Raw genomic sequence first — 14666 nt, 5'->3', positions numbered from 1 at the left:
GATAAAGCGCGCGATTCAATCGCGCGCTACCTTCCCTAGGGCCACTGATCTTCCAGGTCAGGCCCCACCGGCTGGGCTTCCTCTACCGGTACGCTGTGAGCCCTCCCGCCAAAAGTATTATCTCTTGGCAGCTCCAGAGGCTCCTCTTCATAACCGGAGCCATACTCGGGATCTACACCAAACTCTTCCGCATCGTCACCTCGAAGTTGCTCCTGCAATTGTTGGCGGCGCTGATCGCGCATCTGCTGCTCACTGGTATCCACCCCCCAACCGGGACTCATCTCCTCTCTGGGAGCCGCTTCGTCGCGACCATTGCCAAATAGATTGCGGAACCAGCGCCAGCGATTCTGCCCCCGACATTCCGGCGCCGGTTGCAGCTGGCTTTCGTAGGAGAAAGGAATCTCATAACCACCGCGACAGTAATCCGGGTCCATTAACTGCCCCCGGGAGTTCACTGACTTAAGCTCCACTCCTCGGGGCATCTCTGCCGGTCCGTGTTGATGGGGCAGCTTGCGCATAATCTCCGTCCAGATCGGCAGTGCGCCGGTAGAGCCAGTTAGGCGCGTGCGCTCATTGTCGTCGCGCCCGAGCCAGACTACGGCGGTTACTTCCGGGGAGAAGCCCGCAAACCAACTATCGCGGTTATTGTTAGTGGTTCCGGTTTTCCCGGCAAAGGCGATGCTACTTGGCAAGCGCTTGGCGGAGCGGCGTCCGGTACCCTCACGCATGGCCTGCTCCAGCCCCCAACGCAACAGGTAAGCTGGAACGGGGTCGACACCGCGATTAGCCTTGCGGCGGAAGTGCTGTACACGGCCGCCCTGGGCATCGGAAACCGCCAGCAGTGTGCGCGGCTGTACCGTCTCACCATTGTTCGCAATGGTCTGATACATACCGGCAACTTCGAACGGGGTCATCTCCACTGCACCAAGCAACATCGCCGGCACTCGGGGGAGCCTGGATTCAACACCCAGGCGGCGAATCGTCTGGCGCACATTCTGCAGGCCGAGATCCAGTCCCAAATGGGCCGTCGCCAGGTTATAGGACTTGGCCAGGGCGATATATAGCGGTATCTGTCCGTGAGCGCGCTTATCGAAGTTCTGCGGCATCCATACATCGCCATCCGCCTCTTCAATTCTCACCGGGGCGTCATCGATCAGGGTGGCCAGGTTGTACTCTTCCGGTCGCTCTAGAGCAGTGAGAAACACAGCCGGCTTAATCAGGGAGCCCACCTGGCGGCGGGCTTCCAGCGCCCGGTTGAAGCCAGGGTAGTCCGGGTTCCGATCTCCCACCATGGCCAGCACATTGCCGTTGCGATTATCCAACAATACTGTCGCGGCCTGGAGTGAATTGGCTTTGATCCCTCGGTCTTTCTCCAGCTGGCTAACGCCCTGACTGATGGACTCCTCCGCCAACTTCTGCACCGAAGGGGCCAAGGTGGTGTAAACCCGTAAACCCGAAGTGCGCAATTCCTCGTATGAGTAGTAGGGACGCAATTCAATCAACAGCCGCTCAGTAAAGGCCGGGTAAGGATTCTGCGCACCGACACCACCCTTGACCACCCCCAGAGGCTTGGCGGAATACTTCTGGAACTCCTCCTGAGTAATCAGCCCCTGCTCCAGCATCAATTCCAGCACGGTATTGCGCCTTTGCAGTGCTCTCTCGGGATTGCGCCAGGGGTTGTAGTAAGACGCACCTTTCGCCAGCCCCACCAACAGTGCTACCTGATGGGGTTCCAAGGTATCCAGGGGCTGCTGGAAATAGAATTCAGAGGCCAATCCAAAGCCATAAATACCTCTGGCACCCTGCTGACCCAACCACACTTCGTTGATGTATTCCTGCAGGATATAGCGCTTGTCGTAGTGCACCTCCATCAGGATGGCCATCAGGGCCTCGTTGAATTTACGTCTCAGGCTGGGCTTATGGTCAAAAAAGATATTTTTGACCAACTGCTGGGTAATTGTGGAGCCACCCTGTACCAATCGTCCGGCTTTTGCGTTGGCCACCATGGCCCGGGCAATACCGCGAGGGGAAACACCAAAGTGATTGAGGAAGTCCTGATCCTCAACAGCAATCAGGGTATTGGCTACCAAGGGAGGAATATCATCGAAACGCACTGGATTGCGGTCATCGCCTCCCCCTAGTAGAGAGCCGATATTAGCTGCGTCCAGGCGGAATTCTGCCAGGCTTCGGCCATTGTCATCACGCAGGCCGCTAATTTGATCATTGCGCAGACGGAAGGAGACCACTGCAGCAGGCTGGCGGCCATTGGCATGGATAAAGTCCCGGCGCCAGACCTTGTAATTCATTCCGTCCTGAACCCAGGAACCAGGCTCACTCAGAGTGCCCTGCTTGCGGTAATTCAAGGCAGCAAATTCGGACTCCAACTCATCCGGATGCATTGCCATACCCTCGCGCAGCACCAGCGGACGAGCGTAGACTCGGGCGGGGAGTTGGTATTGACGGCTATCCAGTCGCTCGCGCAGCTGCACATCCAGGTAAGCCATATACGCTGCCAGCGCCAGGGAGCCCACCAGGGCTAAAAGCACTAGCAGCTTGAGCCAGCGATATCGTCGTTTGGGCTTTGACGCTCTGACGCGCCGGCGTTTCGTTGATGCCATATGAGGATTCAGTCCCGCTGCCAACTCAGTACATCAAGCGACTCATAAGACCTAACCAGCCCCAATCGAAGAGTCGAAGGCAGGGTACCAGCAGGTGGCAGCTCCGCTGGTATCTTGCTGCCAGTGCCTTTCAGCACTGGCGGGCCCACTCAATTAGCGGGCTAAAATCCAGGCTTGGCAGTATCTATTACCTGGCGGTTTACGTGAAGGTGCTATTTACACCTGTGCGAGGATTGACCGCAGCAACCGCCTATAAGTTCACCAAGATGTAACAAGCGCCTATGTGAGGGTTTGCTGTCGCCAGCCCTCCCCAATGCCTTGCACTTGGCAAAATGACGTCCATAATGCGGCGGAAATGTAGACAATAAGCCCGAATAGGAATGATATGCAGCAATACGATCTCTACGGCATAGGTGCCGCCCTACTCGATACAGAAATCGAAGTGTCGGACCAGGATTTGAGCAGCCTTGGCGTGGAAAAGGGAATCATGACCCTGGTAGATGACGCCCGTCAGCAACAGCTGGTAGACGACCTTCAAAACCATATGGTCACTGCCAAATTGGCCTGCGGCGGCTCCGGTGCCAATACGGTCATTGCTGCCAGCTATTTCGGTCTCCGCACCTTCTATTCGTGCAAAGTTGCCGCTGACGAGAATGGTGATTTCTACAGAAACAACCTTAACAGCGCCGGGGTCGACTACCCCGAAACACTGAAGCAAGCTGATGAGGGCACTACCGGCAAATGCCTGGTGCTTATCACCCCGGATGCCGAACGCAGTATGAACACCTATCTGGGAATGAGTGAACAGCTCTCAGTCGCTGAGCTGGATAGCGATGCACTGTCCGCCTCCAAGTGGGCCTATATCGAAGGCTACCTAGTTTCCTCTGAAACGGGCCGTGCCGCAGCGATCAAGCTTCGCGAAGAAGCCGAAGCCCACGGAGTTAAAACCGCTCTCAGCCTGTCTGACCCGGCTATGGTTCAGTTCTTCGGCGAAGGGCTGCGGGAAATGATTGGCGGCGGTGTGGATATGCTGTTCTGCAACCGGGATGAGGCTCTGGGCTTTACCGGTACCGACTCTGTGGAGGGCGCCGTTGAAGCGCTGCGCGATTACTGCCGCAGTTTCGCGATTACCCTGGGCGCCGATGGCGCATTGCTATGGGACGGCAACGACGTTCACCGCATAGAGAGTCCCGAAGTCCGCGCCATCGATACCAACGGCGCAGGCGATATGTTTGCCGGTGCTTTCCTCTACGGTATCAACCGCGAAATGAGTTTTACCGAAGCCGGCGAACTCGCTTGCCGCGCTGCCGCCCAGGTAGTGAGCCAATACGGCCCGCGACTAGAGGCCGAGCAGCACTCCGAATTACTCGCACCGGTTGTTTAATAGCAATTGCCTAATAGCAGTTATCTATAGACACATGATTTCCAGGGGGCCCTAAGGCTTGGGCCCTCTGGAATGGTGGAGCATCCCCGGGTAGCTATCTAGCTCCGGCAGCCCCGTCGCTGCGGAAATACCGAACCCCTGGGCATAGTCCACTCCCATCTGGCTCAACTTTTCCATTAACTCCGGGCTCTCTACATACTCGGCGATAGTGCTGATACCCATTCTCTTCGCCAAGTGATCAATAGTGCTCACCATTGCGCTATCAATTTCATCCTCAAGCATATTCCGCACAAAGCTTCCGTCGATTTTAAGAAAATCTACCGGCAGCTGACGCAGATAAGCCAGGGAGGAAACACCGCGACCAAAGTCATCCAGGGCAAAGCTGCAACCGGCGGCTCTCAGCTTGTGGATAAATATCAGGGCTCGTTCAAGATTATTGATGGCGCTGGTTTCTGTAATTTCAAATTGAACCCGCGAGGGCGTTACACCGGCATCGGACAGAGACTGCAACACAAAATCAGCAAAGGTCTCATCCCCCAGGCTGATGCCGGAAATATTGACCGCATAATTAATTCCGCCCATCCCCAGGCGCTGCTCCTGGGCCATATAGTCAAAGACCCGGCGAATTACCCAACGGTCCACTTCCTCGATCAAGCCGTAGCGCTCTGCGGCTGGCAAAAACAGCCCCGGTGAAATCACTCCACCATCACGGCCGCGCATCCGCACCAGGATTTCATAGTGGTGGACATTGCGGTCCCCCTTTAGTGAAACCACTGGCTGCCGGTACAACATCAGGCGGTCTTCCCGCAAAGCCGCGTGAATTTCCGCAACCCAGGTGGTCTCGCGACGCTTCTCTAATACCTTGCGGGAGTCGCCAAATAGCTTAACGCGATTTCTGCCCTGCTCCCGGGCACTGCAACAGGCATCATTGGCCGACGCCAGTAACTGACTGGCACTGGGGGTAAAGTGATCGACACCAACAACACCAATCGACACCGCGACCCGGTTGTCATTCCCCTCCCAGAAAAAACTGAAGTTCTGTACAGAGTCGCGCAGCCGAGCCACCACACGACCACCCTCTTCCAGGGTGCAGTCGCGCAGTAGTATCGCAAACTCATCACTGCCCACTCGGGCAAATAGATCATCGCTGGAGAGGCAGCGCTTGATTAACTCCACCAACTGAACCAACAACTGGTCCCCGGCAACAAAGCCCAGGGTGTCGTTAATAACTTTGAATTGATAAACATCCAGGTAGAGCAATACATGGTGCTGGCGTTTATCGATACAGAGGCTGAGTTGGCTTTGCAGCTCACTCTCAAAGAATTGTCGGTTGGGCAGTCGGGTTAAGGCGTCGTGGCTGCTCTGCCACATAAGGCGGGTGGAAACCCGGCGCGCGGCAGAGGTATCCCGCAGCACCAAAACATAATTTTTTAGCACCCCCATATCCCAAAGAGCCATTACCTGCACGGTCACTTCAAGCGGGACATGCTCTTCCCCTGGGCGCTCAATACAGGCATTAAACTCTCTGGTTCTAGGTACTTCACCCAGGTCACTGGATGCCGGCAGTATCGGCTCTATCGCATCGCCCCGGTTATTGCACAGGCGCAAACCTTCGCTGAGTGGCTGGCCGGGCAGCAGTCCAACCAGGTCCCCAGTCATTTCGTTGACCAGGGGGTTGGTGTAAACCACCGTGCCGGCAGCATCGGTGACAATGACACCATCGGCAACTTCACCGAGAGCCGCCTCCGCCGCCTGTAAACTGATCTGCTCACAGGGGCGCAGCCCCTCTTCCAACTGGGCGAGGGGGCCGAGGTAACTTGCCGCCTCTGGATTAAACAGCGTCACGGGAAAACTCACTCAAAACACAACAGAGCAAAGCGCAAACCTTTCCCAGTAGCGGGGAGGTGCCTTGCGACAGGCCATAACCGAAAAAGGTTACCGACATCATCGCCCACGATCGCCGATTTTATTCAATTATCCAGCCTCCCAGCCGAGTTTTTTCTACAAATGTATAAATTGCACATTCACAGATTGCTGCGCAAGAAATTTTTTAATTTCTCGTCTTCAAATACTCGTTGTAGAGTTGTGCTGAGCAGTCCATTCACACGGCTTTGGACTTCTTCACGGCTGGGCTTAACCAGGTTCCGATCTTTGCCGGAAGCGCTGTAAGTGCCGAAATAAGTGCGAGGACCAATTTTCACTTCCAGGTGAATTTCAGCAGAGGTGTCAATCTCGGTGGTATAAACCGTATTTGGACTGTTGTAGGTGAGTTTTACCAATTTTGCGATCACCTGAACTTCCGGCGCGCTATCGGTAATTCGGAATGACCAATTTGAAAAACCCTCACGCAATCCCGCCGCAATAGCCTCACCAGCGTCATTGCCAATACTTACCTGAGCAGTATCCGCATAAACACCACCCAATGATCCCAAGCCGCCAGAGGGCAGTTCATTAACTCCCATCACACTCATACTAAAGCCTTCACCTATCGCTTCAGGAGCAACCTGAACCTGAGGCTGCAGCCAAATTTGCAGCGGGCTATGAGCACAAGCGCTGAGTAGCAGCGCACCGGCAAAAACCAATAACTTCTTCATGTTTAATTCCCCCTCACTTCAAAAAAACTGCCAATTCAGCCATGGTGATGGTGGTGGTGCTCCCCCTCATCACTCATCCGGACTATTGGTACAAGAATATCTACACTGCTGCCATCGGCAAAAAGCAGTCGCAACGGCAACTCTTCCCCCGCCTGCAAGCGCAGACCTTTAATCATTAAGTGAACTCCACCGGGAGCCATATCTACACTTGCCCTGGCGGCAATCGTCAGCTGATCCAGCGGGCGCATCCGGTTTATTCCATTCTCCGATATTGTGGTATGCAGGTCTGCCGAAGCCTGTTCAACACCCGGCAACTCCACACCCGTGAGTACCTGACTCGAATCACCAGTGTTGTGCAGCGACACAAAGGCAGCGCTCATCGAAGGTCCCGGAGGAGTTTCCCGGGCATACCCCTCCGCCGTAATTCCTATGGAATAGGCGCCTTTAGACACAAGGAGTGCGGTGATTAAAAAGGCAAATGCCAATACTTTTTTCATGGTGCCCCTCCGCTGGGCTTAATCAGAATCAGTTTCGCCGGATTCCCGACTTTAATATCTCCACGCACCCGATACCCGGGCACAGCCTCGCGCAGTTGCTGATAAACCCAACGGCCCTCAGCATCACTGCGCGCTACGATAATGACGCGCAGCTGCTCGCTGCGAATCCTGCCCGCTACTCGCTGCAACTGCTCCACCAGCCCGGCAGACCTTGCTGCGAGTTCACCGGCTGGCAGACCTATCACCTCCCCTTGCGGTAAATCGAGCTGCGCTCTCCCCCGCTCGCGGACCAACTGTGTACGCACTTCAGCCACCAACGGATTGGCCGGAGCCAGCATCTCGGCCCGTTTCAACAGGGTGTTCACCTCCCCAAAATCCCTGCGACGCAGGGCGTCCCGCGCCCGCTCAACATAGGTGACCACAATGGTTTGAATACCGGTTTCTGCCTTGCTGTTATCCGGTTGCAGTTGCAACACACGCAGGTAATAGTCGTAGGCACTGGCGCCCGCAGGTTGGGTTAGATGCCCTTTGCGTAGCGCCTGTTCCGCACGACTCAAAAAAAAGGAAATATTGTTGCGCCGAACCTGGTCCTGGGATGGCGTCTTTTTAGGGGCGGGAGGAGGGACAACCGTTTTAGGTGCGGGCTTATTGGATGAGCAGGCCCCTAGGCAAAATGCCAGTAGCAGTAAAACCCCAAGGCTGTGAAGGCGTTCAAATGACGGCAAAACAATCCCCTATTGTTGTTTTTTTGTACCACTGGCGTCGCTATACTGCTGCGGCGACTGAACCCCCGTCTGGTGCAGCAGTCTGAACTATGCGCCCGACTATAATGAATTTTTTCATCTATGGCTGTGATGACCAAAAGTTTCCGAAAAAATTTCCTCGTTCTGCTGACAATCCTGCTGGCCACAACCAGCATTGGAGCTACAGCGCAGAATTCCGATAACCCTTTTGCCTCGCTGAGCAGCGCCCAGGAAAACACTTTCCTGCCGGTCGATGAAGCTTATCAGCAGGATCTGCTCTTTGATGCCAACGGCCTCAGTGCACTCTTCCAGATTGCCCCAGAGTACTACCTCTATCGCGAAAAACTGGCGCTGTACAGGGTCGATAATGGTGAAAAAACTCCCATCCCCCTGAACCTGCCAACCGGTGAAGTCATTTGGGACGACTATTTCGAGAAAGAGACTGAGGTCTACCGAGGCCAGCTAGAATTTGCCCTGGATATCCCTGAAACCAATGGTTCTACCCAACTGGAGCTCCACTATCAAGGCTGCGCAGATGCCGGCCTTTGCTATCCGCCTCAGACCCGATACTACAGTGTGGATTTTGCCAGTCAGGACATAGAATCGCAGGACAGCGCCTTAATTACAGGCGCGCCCACTCCGCCGGCGAGTGCTGGCGGTGCCGCAGGCAGTAGCAATGTCACCTTGTCACTGGCGCTGCTTCTCGCATTTGCCGGTGGCCTGATCCTGAACCTGATGCCCTGTGTCTTTCCAGTACTGTCGATTAAATTACTGGCAGTGAGCCAGGCTGCACAAAATGCAAGCCAAAGGCACCACCACGGCTGGGCTTATACACTGGGCGTAGTTCTGAGCTTTGTGGCTATCGCCGCAGTGATGCTCGCCCTTCGCGCCGGCGGAGAGGCTGTCGGCTGGGGCTTCCAGCTTCAATCCCCCTGGTTGGTGGCAGCACTCGCCTACCTGTTTTTTATCATGGGGTTGAGCCTGTCTGGAATGACCGAACTCGGCAGTAACCTAATGGGTATTGGCGGCAACTTGAATAAACGTCAGGGATTGTCGGGCTCTGTGGCATCCGGCGCGCTGGCAACCCTGGTGGCCAGTCCCTGTACTGCACCGCTGATGGGCTCCGCACTGGGGTTTGCTGTTACGCAGCCCGCGCTAATTGCGCTAAGTGTTTTTGCCGCCCTTGGCGCCGGTATGGCGGCCCCCTTCCTGTTGTTGACCTATATCCCCGCTCTGGCGGAAAAGCTGCCCAAACCCGGCCCCTGGATGGATCGCCTAAAGCAGTTGTTGGCATTCCCGATGTATCTCACTGCGGTATGGCTACTGTGGGTTCTGGGCCGACAAGCCGGGGGGGATGGAGTTGCCCTGGTACTGGCTGGTGCTGTAGCCATTGCATTTGCCCTGTGGCTTTGGCCGCGTCCGCAATGGCACTGGCTGCGCGGTTCCCTGGCCCTGGCCTCCCTGGCCTTGGCGGTTTTTCTACTTCCGCAACTGAAAACCATCAATCAGTCTGAACAATTGTCCAGCAGCGATTACTGGGAGCCCTATTCGGCAGAGAGACTGGAGACTGCACGCAGTGAGGGGCGTGCAGTTCTGGCCAATATGACAGCGGCCTGGTGCATCACCTGCCTGATGAATGAGAAAGCTGTGCTGTCGAGCACCGAGGTCAGTGATGCTTTGGAGCGGCTCAACGTGGTCGCGCTGAAAGGAGATTGGACCAACCAGGATCCGCGAATCAGCGAATTATTGGCCAAATACGGGCGTACCAGTGTGCCACTGTATCTTCTCTATCCCGCCGATGGGGGCGACGCAAAAATACTGCCGCAAATACTTTCTCAAGATGATTTACTACAGGAATTGGAGAACGCTGTGGACTCCCCATTGAGCACTGGGGTGACTCAGTAAAGTTTTTGGCGCCTTTGTAGCCAAAAACCCAAGGTAAACAGGCCACAGCCCGGATATTTTGAACTAATTTTTTGCCCAATATCGCCGAACTGCTGCTAACTTCGATAAACTCCGAGTCTGGCATGGACAGGGAGTCACTTTTGCGGCAGACTCGGTTAATGAGTTCGGGCAGCTAGGCCGAAATTTCGAGTTTGCCCGCAAGATAGCCAATTTTAACCCACTTTATATGGGTTTTCGGCAACTTTCTTCAGGGCGAATTATGGCTAAACTTCTTCTCCTTCACGGCCCCAACCTAAATCTTTTAGGCAGTCGCGAACCGCACATCTACGGGTCTACCACCCTGGCGGATATCAATGAAGCCGCCGAGCGCCAGTGTGACGCCGCCGGCCACGAACTGGAAGCCCTGCAGAGCAACAGCGAATCAGTCCTGCTGGAACGAATCCACTTGGCGGCAACCAGCGGAGTCGAATTTATCGTGATCAATCCCGCTGCGTTCACTCATACCAGTATCGCCTTGCGAGATGCCCTGGCAGCCGTTGCTATCCCGTTTATTGAGCTTCACCTGTCCAATCCCCATGCCAGGGAAGCTTTCCGACACCATTCCTATCTTTCAGATCTGGCCTGCGGCGTAATCTGTGGCTTTGGCGCCAACAGCTACACCCTGGCCCTACAGGCAGCCATCCACCAACTGGATGCCACGCCTGCACAACAATGAATCAAACTGCGAGTAAATAACTATGGATATCCGCAAAATTAAAAAATTGATTGAGCTGCTCGAAGAATCGGATATCGGCGAGCTGGAAATCAAAGAAGGTGAAGAGTCCGTGCGCATTAGTCGCGGTGTCAGTAATGCTGCTCAGCCTGTTGCCCCGGTCTACGGCGCGCCCGTTGCACCGGTTGCAGCACCGGCCATTCCCGCCGCTACTGCTCCAGCGGCGGTAAGTCCGGAAAAAGATTCCAAGCCGGCTTTTTCTGGACACGCTGTTAAATCCCCGATGGTAGGCACCTATTACGCTGCCCCCAGCCCCGGCGCCGAGGCCTTCGTGAAGGTGGGTCAGCAGGTCAAAGTTGGCGATGTTGTGTGCATCGTCGAAGCGATGAAAATGATGAACCAGATCGAAGCCGACAAGGCCGGTACCATTGAGTCGATCCTGCTGGAGGACGGCCAACCGGTTGAGTTTGACCAGCCCCTCGTGACCATCGTCTGAGTGGGGTAAGTCACAATGTTCGACAAAATCCTAATCGCCAACCGCGGCGAAATCGCCTTGCGGATTTTGCGTGCCTGTAAAGAAATGGGCATCGCCACTGTGGCGGTGCACTCTTTGGTAGACCGCAATCTCAAGCATGTACGCCTGGCCGACGAATCTGTATGTATCGGCCCCAACCCATCCCCGCAGAGCTACCTAAATGTGCCGGCCCTGATCTCCGCCATGGAAATCACCGACGCAGTAGCCGTGCACCCCGGCTATGGCTTTCTCGCAGAGAACGCGGACTTCGCCGAACAGGTGCAAAAGAGCGGCTTTACCTTTATTGGCCCTGATCCGGATGTAATCCGCCTGATGGGTGACAAGGTGTCTGCAATTGCCGCCATGAAAAAGGCTGGCGTTCCCACCGTTCCAGGCTCTGACGGCCCGCTGCCCGATAATAGCGAGCGCTGCATGGAGATCGGCCGCAGCATCGGTTATCCGGTCATCATTAAAGCTGCCGCCGGTGGCGGTGGTCGCGGCATGCGCGTGGTGGAAAAGGAAGAGGAGCTGGTGAACGCGATTGCCGTGACCAAGTCCGAAGCCCAGGCGGCCTTCGGTGACGGCACCGTCTACATGGAAAAATTCCTGCAGAATCCCCGCCATGTTGAGATCCAGGTAATGGCCGATGGCCAGGGCAACGCCATCCATCTGGGCGATCGCGACTGCTCCCTGCAGCGCCGCCATCAAAAGGTTTTGGAAGAAGCCCCAGCTCCGGGTATTCCCGATGAGGTGCGCGAGCAGGTACATGAGTCCTGTGTACAAGCCTGTATCGATATCGGCTATCGCGGCGCGGGTACTTTTGAATTCCTGTATGAAAATGAGCGCTTCTACTTTATCGAAATGAACACCCGTATCCAGGTGGAGCACCCCGTTACCGAAATGGTAACCGGTGTCGACCTGATCAAGGAGCAGATTCGGGTTTGTGCCGGTGAGAAGCTATCCCTGAAGCAGGAAGATATCGTAATCAAAGGTCACGCCTTTGAGTGCCGTATCAATGCCGAAGACCCACAGACCTTCTTCCCCAGCCCCGGCAAGGTAAACAACTTTCATATGCCTGGCGGCTTGGGTGTGCGGGTCGACTCCCATCTCTACTCCGGATACTCGGTACCCCCCAACTACGATTCCATGATCGCCAAGCTGATCACCCATGCGGAAGATCGTGAAACCGCGTTGGCGCGTATGCGTGTGGCCCTGTCGGAACTGGTAGTGGACGGTATTAAAACCAATATTCCCCTACAGGAAGAGTTGGTACGAGATGAAAACTTTGCCAAGGGTGGGGTCAATATCCACTACCTGGAGAAGAAGTTAGGTCTTTAAGCGCTCGCCAGCCGGGGCAAAGTTAGCGAGAATTGCGGCAAACATAACGACACTGAACCTTGCCAAGGATGGCGTGGCAACCGTCGTTATCTGAGTGCGGCCCGGCCGCAACAATGCCGTAAACATCGCTACAACATTTCCGGAATAATTATGCCCTGGCTACAACTCCGCGTGGACACCGACCGTGATCACGCGGAAAAAATCGAAGACGCACTGCTTTTTGCCGGTGCCGTATCTGTCACCCTGCAAGACAACGCTGACCAACCGATCCTTGAACCCGGGCTCGGAGAAGTGCCCCTATGGGAGCAAACACGGGTTACCGGGTTGTTCGATGCGGAAGTCGACACCTCAGTTACCGAGGCAAAAGCAGCTTCCTTCCTATGCGAAATACTGCCCAATGCCCGCTGGGAGCAACTTGAGGACAAGGATTGGGAGCGGGAGTGGATGACCCACTACAAACCCATCCAGTGCGGCCCCAATTTGTGGATCTGCCCCAGCTGGTGTGAGCCACCACAACCGGACGCCGTGAACCTGCTGCTCGATCCGGGCCTAGCCTTCGGCACTGGCACGCACCCAACTACTTTCCTATGCCTGCAATGGTTGGCGCAGCAGGAGCTCGCAGGTAAGAGTGCCATCGACTTCGGTTGCGGCTCGGGCATTCTGGGGATTAGCGCACTACTACTGGGAGCAGAGCGAGTTCTCGGCACCGATATCGATCCCCAGGCATTGATCGCCAGTCGCGACAATGCCCAGCGCAACGGCATAGACCCCGAGCGCTTCCCGGTCTACCTGCCAGAACAAATGCCGAGCGAAGCCGCCGATGTTATGTTGGCCAATATCCTCGCCGGCCCCCTGGTAGAACTCGCCCCTCAATTGATACAACTCACTCAATTGGGCGGAAAAATCTGCCTGTCCGGCATCCTAAGTTCCCAGGCAGAGCAGGTGAAAAATGCTTACAGCGAATGGATTGAGTTCGATTCTGACGGCGAACACGAGGGATGGGTCAGACTGACAGGCAAGCGGGTGCGCTAAATGCGCTCCCGAGCACTACGCGGGACCCTTTTGGGCTGATAAACTTGGCTGCTAAATAAACTGCGCTCTAGTCGAATGTCTCAACTGGTAACCCGCTGCCCTCATTGCAGCACATCATTTCATATTAATGACCAGCAACTGCGCGCTGCCCGCGGCGCCGTTCGCTGTGGGTCTTGCCTGCAGGTGTTTCGCGCAGACGAAAATATCGTTTTCTCAGAAAGTGATAGCGAGAGCCGCAATGATTTGGAGGCCTTGCTGGAAGATGATGACTTCCTGATCCACGACGATATCGAGTTCGACGAGGACGAACCCGCCACCCCGCCATCTCCACCAGCTGTGGATCAAACTACCAGTCAGGAGAGTGCAACCAGTGAGAGTGCACCTGACAGCGCGCCCAAATCTGAACCAAAAGAATATAGTGCAGCAGCGCAGGAATTAATTGGTGACGCCTTTGGCGACCATGAGTGGCAGGAGCTGGAAGCATCTCACACCGAAGAGGAAGCAGAACCCGAAGAGGACCTGGATAAAATCCTCAAGCCGGACTGGGAAGAACTTCCTGATTTTGATTCTGACCCTTCGCCTGAGTACAACGGCCAACCTGAAGTACCGGAGTTTGAAACCTCTAGCTCCCTCGCTGAAGAACCGCCCTGGGACAACAATGAGCCTGCAGTATCAACCGAGTCTGTAGATACACCTCCCCCCACTGAGGAAAGCCGCCAGGAGCCTTACTTCGGTGGCGAATCTACCACTGCTGAAGAGCCCCAGCGGGAGCAATTGATCTCAGCCATCCAGCCCGCGCCTGTGGAGATGTCGTGGGGAGTCCCCAAAAAGAAACGCACAGCCTCTCCCTGGCTGTGGCGTGCATTGATTCCCCTATCGATCCTCGGCATAGTGATTCAGGTTGCATACTTCCAGTTCGATAGCCTCAGCCGCAAACAGCCCTGGCGCGACTTCTATGCTGCCGCCTGCCCACTATTCGGCTGCACTTTACCCCAACTAAAAGATACCCGGGCGATCCAGGCCACAAACTTAATGGTGCGTACCCACCCGCAGCTGCAGGGCGCCCTGGTAGTGGATGCAGTGCTGCTAAATACCGCCCCCTACGCACAACCCTTCCCCAACCTGTTGCTGAACTTCAGCGACCTGAAGGACAAGGCTGTGGCCAGTCGCCGGTTTACCCCGAACGAGTACCTACAGGGGGAGTTGGCCGGACGCAAACTAATGCCCCAGGACAGCCCCATTCATATCGCGATTGAGGTGGTTGACCCCGGTGCAGAAGCGGTAAACTACGAACTGAACATCACTCACTAAGCGCACACAAGTACCCCG

At 55.5% G+C, this 14666-nt stretch carries 12 protein-coding genes; 7 read left to right on the top strand and 5 right to left on the bottom strand.

What is annotated here, in order from left to right; translation table 11 throughout:
- Positions 1–35: 35 nt before the first annotated feature.
- The gene (mrcB, locus tag ACJJI1_RS10175) at positions 36–2618 is read right to left on the bottom strand and encodes a penicillin-binding protein 1B (protein ID WP_444895300.1); all 2583 of its coding nucleotides are present in this window, start codon (positions 2616–2618) and stop codon (positions 36–38) included.
- A 385-nt stretch (positions 2619–3003) separates the two neighbouring features.
- On the opposite strand from mrcB, the gene ACJJI1_RS10170 reads away from it, so the two are divergent.
- Positions 3004–4002: an adenosine kinase gene (locus tag ACJJI1_RS10170; protein WP_413664263.1), complete on the top strand. Its 999-nt coding sequence runs from the start codon at positions 3004–3006 to the stop codon at positions 4000–4002.
- 51 nt (positions 4003–4053) lie between these two features.
- Here ACJJI1_RS10170 and ACJJI1_RS10165 read toward each other — a convergent pair whose 3' ends face one another.
- The 4 genes from ACJJI1_RS10165 to ACJJI1_RS10150 form a co-directional block, all read right to left on the bottom strand.
- Complete coding sequence (locus ACJJI1_RS10165) at positions 4054–5847, bottom strand: putative bifunctional diguanylate cyclase/phosphodiesterase (protein WP_444959263.1); 1794 nt, start codon at positions 5845–5847, stop codon at positions 4054–4056.
- A gap of 179 nt (positions 5848–6026) precedes the next feature.
- Positions 6027–6596 (bottom strand): YajG family lipoprotein, encoded by a 570-nt coding sequence (locus tag ACJJI1_RS10160; RefSeq protein WP_444914843.1) that lies wholly within the window; start codon positions 6594–6596, stop codon positions 6027–6029.
- Between the two features lie 35 nt (positions 6597–6631).
- A complete protein-coding gene (locus ACJJI1_RS10155) occupies positions 6632–7093 on the bottom strand; it encodes a copper chaperone PCu(A)C (RefSeq protein ID WP_444959262.1) in 462 nt (153 codons plus the stop codon).
- Positions 7090–7818 carry an N-acetylglucosaminyltransferase gene (locus tag ACJJI1_RS10150; RefSeq protein ID WP_413664260.1) on the bottom strand — a complete coding sequence of 243 codons (729 nt, stop codon included), beginning with the start codon at positions 7816–7818 and terminating at the stop codon, positions 7090–7092. The genes ACJJI1_RS10155 and ACJJI1_RS10150 overlap by 4 nt, the downstream gene beginning before the upstream one ends.
- Positions 7819–7947: 129 nt before the next feature.
- On the opposite strand from ACJJI1_RS10150, the gene ACJJI1_RS10145 reads away from it, so the two are divergent.
- The 6 genes from ACJJI1_RS10145 to ACJJI1_RS10120 all read left to right on the top strand — a co-directional run bounded on the left by ACJJI1_RS10145 (position 7948) and on the right by ACJJI1_RS10120 (position 14648).
- The gene (locus ACJJI1_RS10145) at positions 7948–9741 is read left to right on the top strand and encodes a protein-disulfide reductase DsbD family protein (protein WP_444959261.1); all 1794 of its coding nucleotides are present in this window, start codon (positions 7948–7950) and stop codon (positions 9739–9741) included.
- 259 nt (positions 9742–10000) lie between these two features.
- Positions 10001–10456 carry a type II 3-dehydroquinate dehydratase gene (gene aroQ, locus ACJJI1_RS10140; RefSeq protein ID WP_444959260.1) on the top strand — a complete coding sequence of 152 codons (456 nt, stop codon included), beginning with the start codon at positions 10001–10003 and terminating at the stop codon, positions 10454–10456.
- Between the two features lie 22 nt (positions 10457–10478).
- Positions 10479–10949 (top strand): acetyl-CoA carboxylase biotin carboxyl carrier protein, encoded by a 471-nt coding sequence (accB, locus tag ACJJI1_RS10135; protein WP_444959259.1) that lies wholly within the window; start codon positions 10479–10481, stop codon positions 10947–10949.
- Between the two features lie 15 nt (positions 10950–10964).
- Positions 10965–12305, top strand: a complete 1341-nt coding sequence (gene accC, locus ACJJI1_RS10130) for an acetyl-CoA carboxylase biotin carboxylase subunit (RefSeq protein WP_413664257.1) — start codon at positions 10965–10967, stop codon at positions 12303–12305.
- A gap of 150 nt (positions 12306–12455) precedes the next feature.
- Positions 12456–13337: a 50S ribosomal protein L11 methyltransferase gene (gene prmA, locus ACJJI1_RS10125; protein WP_444959258.1), complete on the top strand. Its 882-nt coding sequence runs from the start codon at positions 12456–12458 to the stop codon at positions 13335–13337.
- 75 nt (positions 13338–13412) lie between these two features.
- Positions 13413–14648: a DUF3426 domain-containing protein gene (locus ACJJI1_RS10120; RefSeq protein WP_444959257.1), complete on the top strand. Its 1236-nt coding sequence runs from the start codon at positions 13413–13415 to the stop codon at positions 14646–14648.
- Positions 14649–14666: the final 18 nt, after the last annotated feature.

The sequence above is a fragment of the Microbulbifer maximicatervae (SeqCode) genome, from assembly GCF_052467065.1.
Note: the sequence above shows the minus strand (reverse complement) of the source record. Positions and strands in the feature narration are given on the sequence as shown.